Genomic DNA, 18,579 nt, shown 5'->3' on the forward strand with positions numbered 1-18,579 from the left:
GCCTCAATCCTGAGCCTCGACCCGTCAGAGCCCCGGGGGGAAGCCCACGGCCAGCCTCACCCTCGCGATGGCCGGATCCACGCTGCCGTCGGCGCGGCGGATGAGGACGGGTGCTTCGACTTCGGGGCACTGGGCCCGGACCTCGAAGTCCTCGGGCAGATCCTGGCGGCGCGCAGCGGCGAAGACATCCAGGCCGTAGGGCTCCCCTTCCTTGAAGACGATCTCCCGGCGGTGGAGGCACAGCAACCCCGCCTCGCGGAGGGCCGCCAGGGCCCGGTCCCGCTGATCGTTCGGGAAGACACAGGCGAACAGCCCGCCCGGCGCGAGGAGGCGGGCCGCGGCCTGGGCGTAATCAGCGATGCTGCCGCGCACCTCCAGGCGCGCAGGCACGGATTGAGGGTGGGCGGCGGGCAGCCGGTGGCCCTCGGGCCAGTAGGGCGGCGTGCCCAGGATCAGGTCGAAGGGAGCCTCGTCCGCGAACAGGGTGGGGTCGCGGAGGTCCCCCAGCCGGGGGAAGATCCGGCCCTCCTGCCCGTTGTAGCGGATGCTCTTGAGAGCCAGGCGCAGGCTCTGCTCCTGGGCCTCCACCGTGTGGACCACGGCGCCCGGGCAGCGCCAGGCGGCCACGAGGGCCACGCTGCCGATGCCCGAGCCCAGGTCCGCGATGCGGCCCGGGCTGGGGCACCAGGTGGTGCCGTACCAGGCGGTCACCAGGTCATCCACGCTGAAGCGGTTGCCCTTCTGCAACTGGAAGATGCGCCAGCGCCCGCTGAGACCGTCCAGCGTCTCGCCGGGCTCCACCTCCACGCCGCCCGGCGGCACGGGGCCAGGGCGCGTCCAGCCCTTGTAGGCGGGGGTATCGTCGGAGGTGGAGGGGCGCGGCATTCCTTGAGTGTCGGATAAACCGCCTGGATTCAGAAGAGCGGCTGCGCGACACTCAACCATGGTCGTGTCTGGGAAAGCCCCGGAACCTATCCTCCGCGAGGGGGAAGGGTCGGCCTGCGAAGGCGATGCCTGTCTGACCCTGGACGGGGCCTTCGACCGGGTGAAGGCGGCCTTCCTGCAGCACCACCCCAAGGGTGATGTGGCGCTGCTCCGCCGGGCCTTCACCATCGGCCGGGACATGCACGCCACCCAGCTCCGCAAGAGCGGCGAACCCTACTTCTTCCACCCCCTGGCCGTGGCCCAGAGCCTGGCGGACTGGCGGCTGGATGCGGCCAGCGTGGCCTGCGGCCTGCTGCACGATGTGGTGGAAGACACCCTGATGACGCTGCCCCAGGTCAAGGCCCAGTTCGGGGATGAGATCGGCGAGATCGTGGACGGCCTCACGAAGATGAGCAAGCTGGCCTTCACAGACAAGCACCTGCTCAACGCCGAGAATGTCCGCAAGCTCCTGGTGGCCATGGGCAAGGATGTGCGCGTGCTGCTGGTGAAGCTGGCGGACCGCCTCCACAACATGAAGACCCTGGGCGTGATGGAGGAGGAGAAGCGCCGCCGGATCTCGCGGGAGACCCTGGAGCTCTACGCCCCCCTCGCCAACCGCCTCGGCATGGGCCTCGTTCGCCTGGAGCTGGAGGACCTGGCCTTCCGGCAGCTGGAGCCGGAGCAGTACGCCGAGCTTCGCTCCGCCGTGGAGTCCCGGCGCGCCAAGCTGTCGGCCACCATCCAGGAGATCCAGGGTTCCCTGGAGGCCATCCTCCGCCAGCAGGGCATCAACGCCCTGGTCACCGGCCGCATCAAGCACCTCTATGGCATCTGGAAGAAGATGGGCGCCCAGGCCAAGGGCTTCGACGACATCCACGACTGGCTGGCCTACCGCATCATCTGCCCCGACCGCGCCAGCTGCTACACGGCCCTGGGCCTCGTACACGGCCTCTACCGGCCGGTGCCGGGCAAGTTCAAGGACTACATCAGCCTCCCCAAGGAGAACGGCTACCAGAGCATCCACACCACGGTGCTGATGGGCTCCGGGGACATCTTCGAGGTGCAGATCCGCACGGAGGAAATGCACCTGCACGCCGAGGCCGGCATCGCCAGCCACTGGACCTACAAGGACGGCCGCATCGCCAACCGCTCCGAGATCAATCAGGTGGCCTTCCTCCGCCGCATGGTCGAGCTTCACCAGGATGCCCAGGACAGCCGGGACCTGGTGGCCAACCTGCGCGGCGAGCTGACCTTCAACCGCATCCAGGTGTTCACGCCCAAGGGCGACCTGCGCAGCCTCGTGGAAGGCAGCACCCCCGTGGATTTCGCCTACGCCATCCACACCCAGGTGGGCCACCGCTGCGTGGGCGCCAAGGTGAACGGGCGGATGGTGCCGCTCAAGCACACGCTCCAGAACGGCGACCGCGTGGAGATCCTCACCCGGCCCGATCACAAGCCCAGCCGCGACTGGCTGGGCTTCGTGAAATCCGCGGGTGCCAAGAGCCGCATCCAGGCCTTCATCCGCGAGGAGGAGCGCGCCCACGCCATCACCCTGGGCCGCGAGCGGCTGGAGCGCGAGGCCCGCGCCATGGGCGTGCGCCTGGATGATGCCGAATCCCAGGCCAAGCTCGATGCCCGCCTCGTGGAGCTGAAGCTGGCCAACTGGGACGCCGCCTACGCGTCCCTGGGCTTCGGCCGCCTCACCGTCCACAAGCTCATCGAGCCTCTGGTGCCCGAGCCCGAGCGCGCCAAGCCCAAGGAGAACACCTCGAATCTCCTGGATTCGGTCGTGGTGGGCGACACCGCGGGCATCCTCTACGCCCTGGCCGCCTGCTGCAAGCCCATCTGGGGCGACGAGGTGGTGGGCTACATCACCCGCACCCGCGGCACCGCCATCCACCGCGCCGACTGCCCCCAGCTCACCATGGGGACCATGCATCCCGAGCGGCGCGTGAATGTGGCCTGGGGCAAGCACGGCACGGAGCTCTACGACACCGAGATCGCCCTCACCACCGAGGATCGCCCGGGCATGGTGGCCGCCGTCTCCGAAGGCATCCAGCGGGTGGGCATCAATGTCCAGCGCTTCCACGGCTCGGCCACCGAAGAGGGCGCGGGCCTCTTCCACATCGCCTTGCGCGTGCGCGACCGCTCCCACCTCGTGGAACTCATGGCCGGCCTTCGCAGGATCCGCGGCGTCTACACCGTGGAGCGAGTGAAGGGGTCGGTGTTCGGGAAGGTGAAGTAGGCCGCTCCCATCCCAGGCATCAAGGAGCTCCACGAAGGACACGGAATAAGATGGAAGGTCACGAAGAGAGCATCAGTGGACAGCACGCTCCATCTCTGAGCCGGGGCGGCTCTTCGTGCCCTTTGGAGTCCTTCGTGACCTTCGTGGCGGTCTTTTCTGGGAGGGCCGGAGCATGACCTCCTGGCGCCCCCCCGATGACGCCCCCCCGATCCCCTGGCCCCGGATTGCGGAGAGCCTCCGCCGGCCTCAGCTCGGCCCGAATCCCCACAAGCTCAGCGCCCGCTTTCCCGAGGACCCCCGCCGGGCGGCGGTGGGCGTGATCCTCTGGGGCGATGCGGCCGGCGCCCGCAAGATCGTGCTGGCCCAGCGCGGCTTCGGGGCCCCCCACCACCCCGGCGAGATCGCCTTCCCCGGCGGCATGGTGGAACCCCGGGACCGCGACCTGCCCGCCACGGCCCGCCGCGAGGTGGCGGAAGAGATCGGCCTGACCGAGGGGCTGTGGGAGCTGGGCTGCTTCCCCGATGGCGTGGCCAAGGCCCGGGTGCGCTTCACGCCCGTGTTCTTCCGGTGGGAGCAGCCGGAGCCCCGGTTCCAGCGCCTCGACCGGGAGCTGGAGCAGGTCCTCATGCTGCCCCTGGTCCCGCTCCTGAAGGCCCCCTGGACCATCGAGCGCCTGGAGCGCCATGGCCTGGCCATCGATGTGCCGCGGCTTGAGCTGCCCCAGGCTCCGCTGTGGGGAGCCACGGCCTTCATCCTGAAAGCCTGGTTGGATGTCCTGGACGCCTGCCCCTGAGGCGGCGGCCGGAAGCCGCCACCTCTGAGCCCAAGGGTTCCGCCCTACTTCACATTCACGGCCAGCCAGGCCTGGTTCACGGTCGCGTATTCCGCGGAACTGGCGCCGAAGAGATCCGCGGCGGCGTTCAGCGTCGCGACGCGGGCCCCGGCGTAGTCCGTGCGCTTGGTCATGTAGGCCGTGAGGGCCCGGTACCAGATGCGGCCGGCGCGGTCGTTGCCAATGCCCGTGATGCTGGTGACGCCGTTGGCCATGGGCGAGGCGACCCCATCGCTGAGGGGGTCCACCTGGCTGCCGTGGGCCAGCAGGAAGAAGAAGTGGTTGGCCACCCCCGAGCTGTAGTGCACATCCAGGCGCCCGAGCCGGGAGTCATAGAAGTCCGGGCTGCGGCCGTCGAGGCTGGGCTGGTACATCCAACGCAGGGCGTTGTTCGGGTAGGCGTGGCCCCAGCTGTTTTCGAACAGCCGGTAGTTCGCCGTGACGGGGCCGGGACCGGCGGTGCTGGGGATGACGCTGCCGGTGCCCCCATTCAGGGTGTAGAACTCCACCAGGGTGCCGAGGATGTCGGAGTTGGCCTCGTTGAGGCCGCCCGATTCCTTGCGGTAGACCAGGTTGGCCGTGGCGGCGCAGACGCCGTGGCTCATCTCGTGGCCCGCGGTGTCCAGGTCCGCCTCGCCCACGGAGCCGCCCACCTGGCCGTCCCCGTAGGTCATGCAGAAGCAGCTGTCGGACCAGAACGCGTTGTCGTACTGGCTGCTGTAGTGCATCCGGCTGTAGGTGGCCTTGCCCGCATCATCGATGCCGTTCCGGCCGAAGGCATTCAGGTAGAAGTCCCAGGTGGCCTGCATCCCGCGGTGCCCGTCCACGCCGGCGGTCTGGGCGTTGGCGCCGGTGCCGGCCACGCCGTCGTACTGGAGCCCATCTCCCCAGACATCGTCGCCGTCGGTGAAGATCGCGCCGGTCCCCGTGGTCTTGTTCAGCAGGTTGGTGGTCACATTGTTCCCGAAAGTGCCGCCGCTGCCCCGGGTCGTGTCCCGCAGCTCGTAGCCGGAGCCCGTGCTGTTGGTGCTGAGGGAGACCTGGCCGTACCACTGGGACTGGCCGGTGCCGGTGGTGCCCGCCGTCCGCAGCGTGTCCCAGGACTCGAGGACCGCGCCCGTGTGGGCGTCCACCAGGAAGTCCGTATGTTTCGTCTCCTGGGCGCCGTTCTCGAGTTCCGTATGGACATGGTAGGCCAGGGTCTGGCGGGTGGCGGCCCGGCCCTGTCCCCCGGTGTCGATACCGGCGATCACGAGTTCCACCGTGGGTTCGTGCGCGTAGCTGCCCCGCGGGGCCAGGGCGGCGTGGGCCGAGGCCAGGGCCTCGGACCGCCCCAGGGCCGGCTCCACGCTGAGGCCCAGCCCGCGCACCAGGTCGTCGGTGACCGCGCGCACCCGGCCGTTCCGGAAGTGGAGGATGGCCTCCCCCTCGAACACCGGAACGCCCCGGTGGGTCTGGTGGAGCCGCACATGGTCTTCGCCGAGGGCATCGGCCACATGGTTCTTGAAGGTGAACCCGGCCTGGGGGCCGAGGCCCATCTGGAACGCTCGTGCGGCCAGGTGGCCCCGCGCCTCCCGGAAGAGGGCCTCACTGCGGACCTGATCCGGCGGAGCCGCCAGCAGGACCATGGGAAGGAGGGCGGAGAGAAGGGCAGGAGCGAAAAGGGAAGCCGCCACGCGCACAAGACACCTCCGGAGCAAGTGGGATGGGGAAACAGGAACCGACGGATCTCGAAACAACCGCCGTGGGCATGAACAGGGGGGGATCGGGTCCAGCCTAGGGCCCCGATCCTACTCCGCGCGGTTAAGAGATGTTAATTTTTCGGCTTTCGAAATATGAAATTGCGTTCATTCCCCATTTCTTCCCACGCCCCCCTCCCGCCCATGAAAACGGCTCCCGAAGGAGCCGCGGATCGGAGCTGAAGGATGAAGACCTACTTCTTCTTCTCCGCCTTCACGGAGCCATCCTTCTCCAGGTACTTGTCGGGATCCTTCTGGAGCGAGGCCCCGCAGGACTTGCTGCATACGCGGTAGGCCTGGCCCCGCACGGTGAAGGTGGCGGACTTGGCGTCCACCGTCATCTTGCAGACAGGATCCTTGGTGTTGGTGGCCGGCTTGACCTTCTCGGCAGCGGGAGCGGCCAGGACGGCCAGGGTGAGCAGGGCGGTGTGCAGCATGGAGACTCCAGGAAGAAGGTTGGACGCGCTCCGGGTCACCAGAGCGGTTTCGGGAACTGGGGCGCCTGGGGGTTCCCCAGGTCGGGACGCCCCGGGGAAGATGCCAGGTCGAAGAAGACCGGCGCGCCGAGCGACCGGATCCGCTCCCGCTCCGCGGAATTCCACCAGGGCAGCGGCTTCGTGGTGGCGGCCTCCACGCGGAGCGGCTGGGCCACGGCGGGCAGGCGGGGCGGAGCCAGCGTAGGACCAAGCCCCCACCCTGCGGCGAATAGGACGAGCACGGCTGCTTTCATGGGCCACCCCGGATCGATGCCCCAGCATACCCCTTCCCCGGACGCAGCGGCGGCTCCCGGAGGAGCCGCCGTTCAGGGGGGAGCCCGGAGGGTCCCTACTTCTTCTTCGCGTTCTTCGGCGTGCCGTCCTTCTCCAGGTACTTGTCCGGGTCCTTGAGCAGCTTGGTGTCGCAGCCGGCGCAGCAGAGGCGGTACTCGCGACCGCGGACGGCCACGGTCTTGGACTTCTCCGCCACTTTGCCGCCCAGCACGGGGCAGGTGGCGTTGGTGGCGGGGGCCGGCTTGTCGCCGGGCGCCGCCAGCAGAGCGAGGGTCAGCAGGGGGGTGAGCATGGGGACTCCTTGGAGGTCCGGGTTGGCCGAGATCAGATCGGCTCAGGTCAAGAGGGGTGAAGGGTGAAGGGCGAGCAGGGCTGCGGGCCCGCTCCCATCTGCACCCGCCGTCCGGCGAAGGCGCGGAGGCGGGCGGAGAGGGGCGGCGCGGGGATCAGTCCAGGTAGGTCGTGAAGGTCGGCGCGACCCTGGCGGCGGGTTTCGGAGCCGTCCCCTTTCCCGGGGCTTGGGCCGAATCGCCCGCCGTCGTGGCCACGCATCCGTCGCAGCAGGACTGAGGCGCCTGTTCAGTGGTCTCCCGGCGCCCGGCATCCGAGCCGCGCCCAGGGGCCGGGCAAACGGCGGCGGGGGTAGCCCGGAGGCTGGGGGCGGCCGGTGGGTTGGAGGTGGCGGTCAGGGCCAGAAGCAGGGTGAGCATGATGTCTCCTTGAGGATCACGGCCTAAGGATGAGGATGGATGGAACCCAGGCCGTGCATGGGGCCACCGCGGTGGAGGTCAGGCCGGTTCCGGCACGGGGAGCGATGGGGCCGGCACGGGGAGGGGCGTGGCCGGGCCTTCCACCACCTCCTTGCGCTTCCAGAGGTAGTAGATGGCGGGATAGACCAGCAGCTCCAGCAGGAAGCTGGTGGCGAGGCCCCCCACCATGGGCGCGGCGATGCGTTTCATGACATCGGCGCCCGTGCCCGTGCTCCACATGATGGGGAGCAGACCCATGAAGGCCGCGAAGACCGTCATGGCCTTGGGCCGGACGCGCTTCACGGCGCCGTGGATGATGGCTTCGATCAGGTCGCCATCGGTCTTCAGCCGCCCTTCCCGTTTGGCCTCGTCATGGCTGAGGTCCAGGAACAGCAGCATGAAGACGCCCGTTTCGGCGTCCAGGCCCATCAGGGCGATGAGGCCCACCCACACGGCGATGCTCATGTTGTAGCCCAGGGCCCAGAGCAGCCAGAAGGCGCCGATGGCGCTGAAGGGCACCGCCAGCATGACGACGGAGGCCTTGAAGGCGCTCTTGGTGTTGGCGTAGAGCAGGCCGAAGATCAGCACCAGGGTGATGGGCAGGATGATCTTCAGCCGTTCCTTCACGCGGATCATGTTTTCGTACTGGCCCGACCAGGTGAGGCTGTAGCCCGGGGGCAGCTTGAGCTCCTTCTCCACGGCCGCCTTGGCGTGCTGGACATAGGAGCCCACATCGATCTTCGAGGTATCGAAGTCGACGAGCACATAGCCGTTCATCTGGCCGTTCTCGTCGCGGATCATGGCGGGACCGTTGGCCCATTTCAGGTCGGCGATCTCCTCCATGGGAATCAGGGCCCCGCCCGGCGTGGGGATGAGCACCCGGTTCAGGGCACCGGGGTTCTCCCGGTAGTCCCGGGCGTAGCGCACATTCACGGGGTAGCGGGCCCGGCCATCGTAGACCGTGCTCTGGTTGTCGCCGCCGATGGCGGTCATCACCAGCATGTTGGCCTGCTCCACGCTGAGCCCGTAGCGGGCCAGCTGCTCCCGCTTCAGCACGAAGTCCAGGAAATAGCCCTGGGCCGTGCGTTCGGCGAAGGCGCTGCGGGTGCCCGGGACACCCGACAGGATGCGCTCCGCTTCCACGGCGACCTTCTGGATGGTGTCCAGGTCGGCGCCGTTGATCTTGAGGCCGATGGGGGTGCGAATGCCGGTGCTGAGCATGTCCTGCCGCGCCTTGATGGGCATGGTCCAGGCGTTGGGAATGGCCGGGAGCCGCACCACGCGGTCCAGTTCGGCGACGATCTCCTCCTCGGTGATCCGATCCCGCCAGATGGGCCTGAGGGCGGCTTTCAGGAAGTCCGGCGCCCAGGAGCTGAACCACCGGGGCTTCTCGCGCCACTGGTCCTCGGGCTTGAGGACGATCACCGTCTCCATCATGGAGAAGGGAGCGGGATCCGTGGCGGTGTCAGCACGGCCCGCCTTGCCGAAGACGCTCCCGACCTCGGGCACGGTGCGAATGAGGCGGTCCTGCACCTGCAGGATGCGCTGGGCCTCGGTCTGGCTGAGGCCCGGCAGCGTGGAGGGCATGTAGAGCAGCGTGCCCTCGTTCAGGGGCGGCATGAACTCGCTGCCCAGGGAGACGAAGGCCGGGATGGTGGCCAGCACCAGCAGCACGGCCACGGCGATGGTCGCCTTGGCGTGCTTCACCACGAAGCGGCAGGGGCCTTCGTAGATCCGGTGGAGGAAGACGCTGATGGGGTGCTTCTCCTCCGCGTAGTACTTCCCGACGACAAACTGGGTGAAGGTCCAGGCCAGCCACTTGGGCTTGAACTGGAAGGGCTCCACCCGCGCGAAGAGCATGCGCATGGCCGGGTCCAGGGTCAGCGCCAGGAGCGCGGCGATGCCCATGGCGAAGTTCTTGGAGAAGGCCAGGGGTTTGAAGAGCCGTCCTTCCTGGTCCAGCAGGGTGAAGATGGGCAGGAAGCTCACCGCCACCACCAGGAGGGAGAAGAAGACGCTGGGGCCGACCTCCATCAGGGCCTCGAGCCGCACCTGGTAGAAGCTTCCCGGTTTGCCCGCCTCGATCCATTTCTCGATCTTCTTGTAGGCGTTCTCCACCTCCACGATGGCCCCGTCCACCAGCACGCCGATGGAGATGGCGATGCCGGCAAGGCTCATGAGGTTGGCGTTCTGGCCGATGCCGTACATCGGGATGAAGGCCAGCGCGACGCTCACGGGGATCGTGATGATGGGCACGATGGCCGAGGGAATGTGCCACAGGAAGATCAGGATGATGATCGAGACGACGATCATCTCCTCGATGAGCTTGTGCTTCACCGTCTTGATGGCGTTGTCGATCAGCTCGGAGCGGTCGTAGACCGTGACCACTTCCACGCCTTCTGGAAGGCCCTGCTTCAGGTTGTTGATCTTCGCCTTGACGCGGTCGATCACATTCAAGGCGTTCTCACCCTGCCGCATCACCACGATGCCGCCGACCACATCCCCCTGGCCGTCCAGGTCCGCCAGGCCCCGGCGCATCTCGGGTCCCAGGGTCACCGTGGCCACATCGCCCAGACGCACCGGCGTGCCGTTCTCCGCCTTGAGGACCGCTTGTTCAAGGTCCTTGGTCGTCTTTACATAGCCCCGGCCCCGGACCATGTACTCGCGCCCGCTGTATTCCACGAGGCGCCCGCCGACCTCCGAGTTGGCCCCCTTCACGGCGCCGATGACGGCTTCGATGGGGATCTTGTAGGCCGCCATCTTGTTGGGATCGACCTGGACCTGGAACTGCCGGGCCTGGCCGCCCACGGTGGCGACTTCGGCGACGCCGGGCGTGCTCTGGATGGCATACCGGAGGAACCAGTCCTGCAGCGATCGCAGTTCATCCGTGCTGTGCTTCCCGCTGCGGTCCACCAGGGCGTACTGATAGACCCAGCCCACGGAGGTCGCATCGGGACCGATGACCGGCGTGACGCCCGGGGGCAGGCTGGAGGTGATCTTGCTGAGGTACTCCAAGGTCCGGGATCGGGCCCAGTAGATGTCCGTGCCGTCCTCGTAGATCACATAGACATAGGAGAAACCGAAGTCGGAAAGGGCCCGCACCGCCTTCACCTTCGGGGCTCCGAGCAGCGCGGTGACGATGGGGTAGGTCACCTGGTCCTCGACGATGTCGGGGCTCCGGTCCCACTTGCTGTAGACGATCACCTGGGTATCGCTGAGATCCGGCAGCGCATCCAGGGGGATGTGGCGCATGGTCCAGAAGGACATGGCAATCAGCACCACGGAGGCGGCCATCACCAGCCAGCGGTTCTCCGCCGAAAAGCGGATGATCCGCTGGAGGAAGGTCGGGTGTTCGGGGTCGTAGCCGACAGGTGCGCTCATCTCGCCCCCCTCAATGCTGGTGGCCGGACGGCGCCGGCTGGGAAGGAGCGGCCTTGGCGCCCTCGGTGCTGGCGCCCTTCTGGCTCAGGTGGGCCAGGGCGGCCTTCAGGCGGGATTCGGAATCCACCAGGAAGTTGGCGCGGACGACGACTTCCTCGCCGGCTTCCAGGCCCGAGCGGATCTCCACCTTCTCGCCGACGGTGGTGCCCGTCGTGACTTCCCGGGGCTCGAACTTGCCGTTCCCCAGCGCCACGAAGGCCACCTTCATGGTGCCGGCGTCCAGCACCGCATCCAGGGGGACGATCAGGCCCTTGCGCCCCTGCCCCTTCAGCACGACTTCTCCGAACATCTCGGGCTTCAGCTCGCCGGCGGGATTCGGGAATTCCACGCGGGCCTTGGCGGTGCGGGTCTTGGGATCCATGACCGGATCCACGAAGGCGATGCGCCCCTTGATGACCTTCCCGGGCGAGGCCTGGACCGTCAGTTCGGCGGGCATGCCCACCTTGACGCGACCCAGTTCGGCCTCGTAGATGTCCACCAGCACCCAGACCCGGCTGAGGTCCGTGATCTCGAAGGGGATGTCCGCCGGGGTGAGCCGGGCGCCCTCCACCACGCTCTTCACCGTCACCACGCCCGAGATGGGGCTGCGCAGCGTGAGCGACTTCAGGACCTCGCCGGTCTTCTCCAGATGGTCGATGGCCGAGGGCGGCACATCCCAGAGCGTGAGGCGGCGCCGGGCGGAGTCCAGCAGGTCGCCGCCGCTGGCCTGCAGCGACCCGCCCGACAGGGCCTTCTGCGTCTTGAGGGCCAGGAGGAACTCCCGCTGGGCGCTGACGAACTCGGGGCTGTAGAAGCTGAAGAGGGGCTGGCCCTTCGCGACGGGCTTGCCGACGAAGTCCACGAAGAGCTTCTCCACGAAGCCCTCCACCTTCACATTGACCTTGCGGACGCGCGTCTCGTCGACGGCCACCCGGCCCAGGGCGCGGAGTTCCCCGCTCACCGTCCCCTCGGCCACCTTCTCGGTGCGCAGGCCGATGAGCTGCTGGCGTTCGTGGTCGATGGTGACGGCCGCATGGTCCTCGAGGCCGGCGACGGTCGTCCCCTGGCCATCCATGGGCACGAGGTCCATGCCGCAGATGGGGCAGGTGCCCGCGTGGTCCTGGATGATCTGCGGGTGCATGGGGCACTGGAACATCTGCTTCTTGGGGGTGGGGGCGCTGGCGGCTTCGTGGTCGTGCTTGGGGGCCGGACGCAGGAGCAGCGTGCCGCCGACGCCGGCGACCAGGCCCAGGGCCACCAGGCCGAGGGTGCGCAGGCGCGGGGCGCGGCTGGGAGCCGGGCCGGGGGTCAAGCTGGGGGGATCGAAGGTGGGTTGATCAAGGCTCATGGGGAATCTCCTACATCTTCATGGAGGCGGGGCCGCTGTCCTGGGCCTTGCCCGGGGCCTTGGCGGTGGATGGGGAGGCGGAGGGCGCGGCCGCGGCGCCGGCTGAGAGGCTGGCGGACGCCAGCGACCCGCCGTTGATGGGGACCGTGGCGCCGAGGGCCGCCTCGCGCAGGGCGATGTGCTGGGCCTGCAGCTGGGCCAGGGTCTGCAGGTAGGCGCCCTGGTCGCCCACCCAGCCGTTCAGCGCCTCGAGGGCGCCGAGGAAGGAGGCGCGGCCGGCCTCGTACTGGGACAGCACGGCCTTGAAGGTCGCCTCGCTCTGCACCAGCAGGCCCGCCTGGTAGAGATCCCGGGTGCGGCGCAGGGTCTGGATCTGGATGCTTCGCTCCTCCGTGCGCTGACGGAGCAGGGTGCGGACGGATTCCACCTCGGCGCCCTGGCCCCGGCGGTGGTGCTCATGCTCGGCCACGGCGCGCTGCTGCTTGTGGCGGCCGTAGATGGGCAGTGAGATGCTCACGCCCACCTGCCACATGGGCTCCAGGCTGCCGCGGGGCATGATGCCGGCCGTCACGGCGAAATCCGGACGGCGGTCCAGCTTCGCCAGGTCCACCAGCTTCTCGGTCTGCCGCACGCTGGCGCGGGCGCCGGCCAGCTCGGGACTCGCGGCTTCGACCTCCTCCGGGGCCAGGGGCGCGGGTTCGGGCAGATCCGCCAGCGCCGCGGTCGTGGGGATGGGATCGGCCGGGTCATGCTGGCGCAGGCGGTTCAGGCCCGCGAGCACGGACCGTTCCTCGGCCTCCAGGGACCAGGCCGCCTGCTTCAGCCGCGTGAGCTCCAGCTGGGCCCGCAGCAGATCGCCCTGGTTGCCCTGCCCCACCTCGTACCGGGTGCGGGCCAGCCGTTCGGACTGTTCGAGGAAGACGGCCTGCTGCGCCAGCAGCTGCTGCTGCCCCCGGACGAGGAGCAGGGCCGCGTAGCCCCGCCGGACATCGGCCTCCAGGCTCATCTGCACGCGGGAGCGCGCGGCCTGGGACACATCCACGCCCAGGGCGGCCGCCTCCTTGCGGAGGCCCCGCTTGCCCGGCCAGGGGAAGGGCTGCGTGAAGGCGACGCTGTAGTAGCTCGTCTCCATCTTGCCGATCATGAGTTCCTTGAAGCCGTCGTTCTGCAGACCCAGCGACAGCGAGGGATCCGGCAGCACACCCGCCTGCGGGATGCGCTCTCGGTCCATGCGCACGGCGGCATCGGCCCTCTCGAGGTCGGGATGTTTCCCGAGGGCCTCGGCCAGCAGGGCCGCCAGGACGGGGTCGGCCTCGGCCGAAGGCGTGGAGGGAGGGGTGGGAGGAGGGATCTGGGCCAGGCCCGATGCGGCGAGCACCAGGGCCGGGGCCAGACGCAGCAGCGTGCGCATGGAGGACTCCGAAAAGGGAAAGAGACGGCGGCCTGCTCGCAAGCAGGCAGGGCTTCGCTCAGTCCCGGATCAGATCCGGAGCGCGTTCAGTCTCGCGAGGTGCCGACCCAGATCGGGATCGCGGCCCTCCGCGGTGGGGAAGGAGTCGGTGCGTTCAGGGGAAGGAGTCGCCTGGGCCCAGGTGGCCGGGGCGGGGCGGGGCTCGGTGCGGCGCTCGCCCTGGGCCCGACGGACGGTCGGGGCGGCGACGGCGGCCGCGCGCTCCGTGCAGGCGGACGGGGCGGGCCCCCGGTTGCCTTCGGGCTTCGGGCAGGGGCAGCTGTCCTGCATGCCGGCCCCGAGGCCAGGCTGGGAGCCGGTCGGAGCGCCGCAGCAGCAGGACTCATGCGACTCGTGCGCCTGCACCGGCGCCCAGATCCCGGCCCCGCTGCCCAGGAGCAGCACGACGGTCAGGATGGCGCGCAGGATCAACCGCACGGAGAAACCTCCGGATGCTTCCCATCATAGGCCTTCCACCCATGTGGCAACACGGAATCCTTGACCAAGGTCACAGGGGACGGGGGCCGGCCCGGCCCCGGACGCGGCTCCCGCAGGCAGCGGCGCTAGGATGGAGGCATGGGCACGGTTGACACGGCAGAGGTTGCGATCATCGGCGGCGGCATCGCGGGGCTCAGCCTCGCCTTCCACCTCGCCCGCGCCGGCCAGCGGGGAATCGTCCTGCTGGAGCGCGAGGACCAGGCCGGCACCTACGCCAGCGGCCACAACGCCGCCGTGGCCCGCTCCCTGACGGGCCGCGACGAGCACACGGCCCTGGCGGTGGAGGGGCGGCGGCGTCTGGCCGAGGCGGGCCTGATGACCGCGGGGGGCGGCCTGCTCGTCAGCGTGGAACGCGGCCCCCTCGACGCCTTCGAGGCCGAGGCGGCCCGCCACGGCGTGGAAGTCCACCGCGGCGAGGGCATCCCCCTGCCGGGCCTGAAGGCCACCGAGCACCTGGCCATTCCCGGCGACGGGGTCATCGACATCGCCGGTCTGGTGCGCGCCTGCGCCGAGGGCGCCCGGGCCGGCGGCGCCGACCTGCGGTTCGGCTGCGCCCTGCGGGGCCTGCGCCCCACCCAACCGCATGCGGAGGCCGGCTTCGACCTGGACACGGACCGAGGGCCCCTGCGCGCGAAGACGCTCGCCATCGCAGCCGGGGCCTGGGCCGGGGACCTGGGCCGCCAGGCGGGCTCCCAGATCGCCTTCACGCCCCTGCGCCGCTCCCTGGTGTGGAGCGGCGCGCCCCATCCTCAGCGGGATCCCTGGGCCTGGTGGGTGGACCGCCCCTTCTACCTGCGCCCCGAAAGCGGCGGCCTGCTCATGTGCCCCTGCGAGGAGGTCGCCGTGCCCCTCCCGCCCCGCGGGCGGCAGCCGGAGGTGGATCCCGCCGTGCTCGAGGGTCTCTTCACCAGCCTGCGGGAGCTGGCGCCGGACCTGGCGGAGCGCCCCGTCACGCGCTACTGGACGGGCCTGCGCACCTTCGCGCCGGACCGCCGGTTCGTCCTGGGCTGGGATCCCTGGAACCCCCGCCTGTTCTGGTCGGCGGGCCTGGGCGGCCACGGCATGACCAGCGGCTTGGCCGTGGGCCAGCTCGCCGCCGACTGCTTCCTGCGCAAGGCCACCGCCGGGCCGCTCGATCCAGCCAGGTTCAAGGGCTGAGAAGCCTCTAGAATCTCCCCATGACCACGCTCCGCGTCGCCCTCATCCAGCAGGACACGGTCTGGCAGGACCCGGCGGCGAACCTGGCCCGGGCGCGGGGCTTCGCGGAAGCGGCGGCCCGGGCGGGGGCGCGGGTGGCGGTATTCCCGGAGCTGTTCACCCTCGGCTTCACCATGGCGCCCGAACCCTACGCCGAGCCCCTGCCCGGCCCCACCACGGAGGCCGTGGCAGCACTGTCCCGCGAATTCGGCCTCTACCTGGTGGGCTCCGCCGTGGAGGCCCACGCGCCCCACCCGCACAACGCCGCCTTCGTCACCGCGCCAGACGGTTCCCTGGAGGCCGCCTACCGCAAGATCCACCCCTTCTCCTACGGTGAGGAGCACCAGCACTACACCGGCGGCGGGGACTGCCCCCTGTTCGAGATCGACGGCATCCCCTGCGGTCTGCAGATCTGCTACGACCTGCGCTTCCCCGAGCCCTTCCGCACCCTGGCGGCCCGGGGCGCCGAAGTGGTGTTCGTGCCCGCCAACTGGCCCGCGCGGCGCATCGCCGCCTGGTCCACGCTGCTGGCCGCCCGCGCCCTCGAGAATCAGATGGCCCTCTGCGGCGCCAACCGCGTGGGGCGCGATGCCCTGGGCCTCGACTACCCCGGCGCGTCCGCGATCCACGATGCCTACGGCGAAGTCGTCGCCCAGGGGGATGCCACCGAGGGGCTGGTGGTGGGCGACATCGACCTCTCGGCCCTGAGGGCCTGGCGCGAGCGCTTCCCGGCACTCAGGGACCGGCGGCCGGAAGTTTATTCGGCGCTGGCGCGGAAAGAGGGAACACCGATGAGCACAGATAAGAATTGATCCGAAAGCCTGGAGGGCGACGCCCGGGCCCGGACGGAGCGATCAGGCGCCTCGGCCGGAACCTGTCCGAGCCCCGCTGGCTCCGGGGCGCTCGTAGATGGGTTCGAGCGAAATGCCGTAGTTCTTTTCGGAGGGATCTGGATGCCTGCGGATCCTCTGCATTCGGGTTTCGTAGATGAAGGGCTCTCCGCAGCCGTCCACCTCCCAGCGCACGACCGAGGTCGAGACATAATCCTCCGAGTCGTTCTTCGCCAGGATGGTGCGGTAGCCGACGAGATGCAGCGACTCGGGCTGCGCCGGACACCCGGCATGGGAGGCGTTGTGGGCCTTGAGGACGAGGGCCCTCGTCTCATTCTGGATCTCGGCCGAGCAGGAGGCTTGAAACGAGGCGAGCGGTGTCGTCTCGACCGTTCGGCACGCCCCCAGACTCGCCATCAGCGCCGCCACAACTACCAGCCTCATCGTTGCCCCCGTTTGGTTGTGACCTTGGACCCGGAATCCTTCGAGCGGGTTGAGAACGAACGAAGGCCCTGCGGCCGGCCTCCCGATTAGGAAAGGTCAGACCACCGATGGGTCGCCAGGTCTTGAGGTTCCGCAGTTCCAGCACTCGGAGAACTGGGATTCCAGGATTTCGTGGCACTTCGGGCAGGTCCAGGAGGGGCCTGCTTCTTCGGGAAGGGGCTCACCGGACGAAAAGTCGCGAATCAGGTCAAAGGCCGCCTCGGCTTGATCCGAGTTCAAGATCCACACCTCGGGGGAAGTGCCCGGGATGACCAGCGATCCCGGAACCGTATTCAGCAGCACATCCCCCACCACATGCGCCTGGATGCCGTTCGACCGAAGGAGGTCTTCCACGAGGTGTGCCTCAGCCTGATGTTGTGCCGTGAATACCTTCAGCATGGCGGACTCCAGGTGCGGCCTCATGGTGGTGCCAACCGGCCCTGCCTGCAACCAAGTGCTGAAGGAAACTCAGGAAGCGAATCCTGCAAGAGCGGAAGGCCGTGCAGTTGTAATCCGACTTGAGCGGAGGGTTCGGGCGATCATCGGAACAGAGCGGCCTTGATGATGCAAAGAACGAAGCCGACGAACCCGACCATGAGCCAGAAACGACCGGAGAAGAGAAACGGAGCTTCGTCGTGCTGGAAGGTCGTGTGGCGGCTACTTGGCTGGCCCAACGCCGGGCCACCAAGAATGCTCATCCATGAGGGGGTGCCAATCGTGGGCGGCGGTTGAGTTGAGTCGTCTTGAAGGGTGACCAACTTCTCCTCTTGGGCCAGAGTGCTCTTCCCTTTCATCGCCTCAGGATCAATTTGGTAGGGGTTGGTCATCGGGAGTCCCAACTTAAAATGAGGCGACCTCATTGACGAAAGCCCATGGCTTGTTTGCTTCGGATTCCTGCTCAGAACGACCAGGCCGATTCACCCTTCATCCCGATCGGTGTTCATCAGCTTTGATCGGTGTTCATCGGTGGTTCCTTTTTTCATTTTCCAGGGTTCGCCGGTGCATCCCGCTTGTACCACGACGCCTGCCCGTAGACAGGCTTCACCTTCTGCTCCAACGATTCCAGCTGCGTGGCGTTCAGGGGCAGGAAGTCCCGCGCGATGCGGATGTTCTCTTCGAGCTGGGCGATGTTGTCCACGCCGATGATGACGGTGCTCACGGGGTGGCTGAGGGTGTAGCGCATGGCCTCCTTCATGGTGAGGGTGCCGGGCCGGTCGTGCTTGGCGGTGCCCCGCTGCTGGGCGGGGGGCGGCGGCTGGACACCTTCGAGGATGCGCCCACGGGCCGGGATCTTCATGCCGATGATGCCCATCTCCTTTTCCACGGCCAAGGGCAGCAGCGTCTTCTTGAAGGGCAGGTGCCAGGTGTCGGCGGCGTTGAAGGCCATGAGCACGCAGTCGAAGGGGAAGCGCCGGATGGCCTCTGCCAGCACTTCGGGATCCGTGTGACCGCTGAGGCCCAGGAAGCGCACCAGCTTCTGGTCCCGGGCTTTCTGGAAGGCCTCCAGCGCCCCGCCCTTGGCGCAGACGCGATCCACATCGTCCAGGGTGCTCATGGCGTGCAGCTGCCAGAGGTCCACATGGTCCGTCTGCAGGAGCTTCAGCGAGGTCTCCAGAATGCGCAGGGAGCCGTCCGCGGTGCGGTCGTGGGTCTTGGTGGCGAGGAAGGCCTCCCGGCGCCGCCGCTTCATCACCTGTCCGAAATACTGCTCGCTCCAGCGGGCCTCGCCGCCGTAGCGGGCCGAGGTGTCCAGGTAGTTCACGCCCAGGTCCAGGGCCCGTTCGATGAGGGGCACGGCCACCTGCTCGTTGTTCGGCTTCTCGATGGCCGCTTGACCACCCAGGCTGAAGAGGCCCACATGGTGTCCCGTGCGCCCGAGGTTGCGGGTCGGCATGGCCATGGCCGTGGCGGCATTGAAGGGCGCCTTGGGGGAGGGCTTCAGGGCCACGGGCTCCACGGCGCCGAGGGCATCCAGGGTATCCATCGCCCCGAGCCGCGTGGCGACCAGACCGGCCGCGGTGGCGGCCCCGAGCTTGAAGAGGTCCCGACGGGTGGTACCGGCGCCGCTCATGGCGTCCTCCTGATGGAAGCGAT

The 18,579-nt window shown here is 68.7% G+C and carries 18 protein-coding genes; 4 read left to right on the plus strand and 14 right to left on the minus strand.

Features of this window, described 5'->3' with window-relative positions; genetic code table 11:
• Window positions 1-24: 24 nt before the first annotated feature.
• Window positions 25-885, minus strand: a complete 861-nt coding sequence (locus QUD34_RS10640; RefSeq protein WP_286353679.1) for a tRNA1(Val) (adenine(37)-N6)-methyltransferase — start codon at window positions 883-885, stop codon at window positions 25-27.
• Window positions 886-949: 64 nt separating this feature from the next.
• Here QUD34_RS10640 and QUD34_RS10645 point away from each other — a divergent pair, with 64 nt between their 5' ends.
• Both QUD34_RS10645 and QUD34_RS10650 read left to right on the plus strand, forming a co-directional pair.
• Complete coding sequence (locus QUD34_RS10645; protein ID WP_286353680.1) at window positions 950-3,169, plus strand: RelA/SpoT family protein; 2,220 nt, start codon at window positions 950-952, stop codon at window positions 3,167-3,169.
• Window positions 3,170-3,341: 172 nt separating this feature from the next.
• Entirely contained in the window at window positions 3,342-3,962 is a 621-nt protein-coding gene (locus QUD34_RS10650; RefSeq protein WP_286353681.1) for an NUDIX domain-containing protein, read from the plus strand.
• 44 nt (window positions 3,963-4,006) lie between these two features.
• On the opposite strand, the gene QUD34_RS10655 is transcribed toward QUD34_RS10650, so the two are convergent.
• The 9 genes from QUD34_RS10655 to QUD34_RS10695 form a co-directional block, all read right to left on the minus strand.
• Window positions 4,007-5,677 carry a M4 family metallopeptidase gene (locus QUD34_RS10655; RefSeq protein ID WP_286353682.1) on the minus strand — a complete coding sequence of 557 codons (1,671 nt, stop codon included), beginning with the start codon at window positions 5,675-5,677 and terminating at the stop codon, window positions 4,007-4,009.
• Window positions 5,678-5,934: 257 nt separating this feature from the next.
• Window positions 5,935-6,177 (minus strand): hypothetical protein, encoded by a 243-nt coding sequence (locus QUD34_RS10660; protein WP_286353683.1) that lies wholly within the window; start codon window positions 6,175-6,177, stop codon window positions 5,935-5,937.
• Window positions 6,178-6,212: 35 nt separating this feature from the next.
• Complete coding sequence (locus QUD34_RS10665) at window positions 6,213-6,470, minus strand: hypothetical protein (protein ID WP_286353684.1); 258 nt, start codon at window positions 6,468-6,470, stop codon at window positions 6,213-6,215.
• A 95-nt stretch (window positions 6,471-6,565) separates the two neighbouring features.
• On the minus strand, window positions 6,566-6,802 hold the full coding sequence (locus QUD34_RS10670) for a hypothetical protein (protein WP_286353685.1): 237 nt from the start codon (window positions 6,800-6,802) through the stop codon (window positions 6,566-6,568).
• Between the two features lie 154 nt (window positions 6,803-6,956).
• Window positions 6,957-7,220, minus strand: a complete 264-nt coding sequence (locus QUD34_RS10675; protein ID WP_286353686.1) for a hypothetical protein — start codon at window positions 7,218-7,220, stop codon at window positions 6,957-6,959.
• A gap of 78 nt (window positions 7,221-7,298) precedes the next feature.
• Window positions 7,299-10,640, minus strand: coding sequence for an efflux RND transporter permease subunit (locus tag QUD34_RS10680; protein ID WP_286353687.1), 3,342 nt, complete (start codon window positions 10,638-10,640; stop codon window positions 7,299-7,301).
• 10 nt (window positions 10,641-10,650) lie between these two features.
• Entirely contained in the window at window positions 10,651-12,027 is a 1,377-nt protein-coding gene (locus QUD34_RS10685) for an efflux RND transporter periplasmic adaptor subunit (protein ID WP_286353688.1), read from the minus strand.
• Between the two features lie 10 nt (window positions 12,028-12,037).
• The gene (locus QUD34_RS10690; protein WP_286353689.1) at window positions 12,038-13,438 is read right to left on the minus strand and encodes a TolC family protein; all 1,401 of its coding nucleotides are present in this window, start codon (window positions 13,436-13,438) and stop codon (window positions 12,038-12,040) included.
• 69 nt (window positions 13,439-13,507) lie between these two features.
• Complete coding sequence (locus tag QUD34_RS10695) at window positions 13,508-13,915, minus strand: hypothetical protein (protein WP_286353690.1); 408 nt, start codon at window positions 13,913-13,915, stop codon at window positions 13,508-13,510.
• A 138-nt stretch (window positions 13,916-14,053) separates the two neighbouring features.
• On the opposite strand from QUD34_RS10695, the gene QUD34_RS10700 reads away from it, so the two are divergent.
• Together QUD34_RS10700 and QUD34_RS10705 are read left to right on the plus strand one after the other, a co-directional pair.
• Window positions 14,054-15,133, plus strand: a complete 1,080-nt coding sequence (locus QUD34_RS10700) for an NAD(P)/FAD-dependent oxidoreductase (RefSeq protein WP_286353691.1) — start codon at window positions 14,054-14,056, stop codon at window positions 15,131-15,133.
• A gap of 20 nt (window positions 15,134-15,153) precedes the next feature.
• Window positions 15,154-15,984 carry a nitrilase-related carbon-nitrogen hydrolase gene (locus tag QUD34_RS10705; RefSeq protein ID WP_286353692.1) on the plus strand — a complete coding sequence of 277 codons (831 nt, stop codon included), beginning with the start codon at window positions 15,154-15,156 and terminating at the stop codon, window positions 15,982-15,984.
• Between the two features lie 42 nt (window positions 15,985-16,026).
• Here QUD34_RS10705 and QUD34_RS10710 read toward each other — a convergent pair whose 3' ends face one another.
• The 4 genes from QUD34_RS10710 to QUD34_RS10725 all read right to left on the minus strand — a co-directional run bounded on the left by QUD34_RS10710 (window position 16,027) and on the right by QUD34_RS10725 (window position 18,556).
• Window positions 16,027-16,446 (minus strand): hypothetical protein, encoded by a 420-nt coding sequence (locus QUD34_RS10710; RefSeq protein ID WP_286353693.1) that lies wholly within the window; start codon window positions 16,444-16,446, stop codon window positions 16,027-16,029.
• 96 nt (window positions 16,447-16,542) lie between these two features.
• A complete protein-coding gene (locus QUD34_RS10715) occupies window positions 16,543-16,884 on the minus strand; it encodes a putative signal transducing protein (RefSeq protein WP_286353694.1) in 342 nt (113 codons plus the stop codon).
• A 140-nt stretch (window positions 16,885-17,024) separates the two neighbouring features.
• On the minus strand, window positions 17,025-17,312 hold the full coding sequence (locus QUD34_RS10720) for a hypothetical protein (RefSeq protein WP_286353695.1): 288 nt from the start codon (window positions 17,310-17,312) through the stop codon (window positions 17,025-17,027).
• A gap of 152 nt (window positions 17,313-17,464) precedes the next feature.
• Window positions 17,465-18,556 carry an aldo/keto reductase gene (locus QUD34_RS10725; RefSeq protein ID WP_286353696.1) on the minus strand — a complete coding sequence of 364 codons (1,092 nt, stop codon included), beginning with the start codon at window positions 18,554-18,556 and terminating at the stop codon, window positions 17,465-17,467.
• Window positions 18,557-18,579 lie beyond the last annotated feature (23 nt).

It is taken from the genome of Geothrix oryzae (assembly GCF_030295385.1).
Taxonomy (GTDB): Bacteria; Acidobacteriota; Holophagae; order Holophagales; family Holophagaceae; genus Geothrix; species Geothrix oryzae.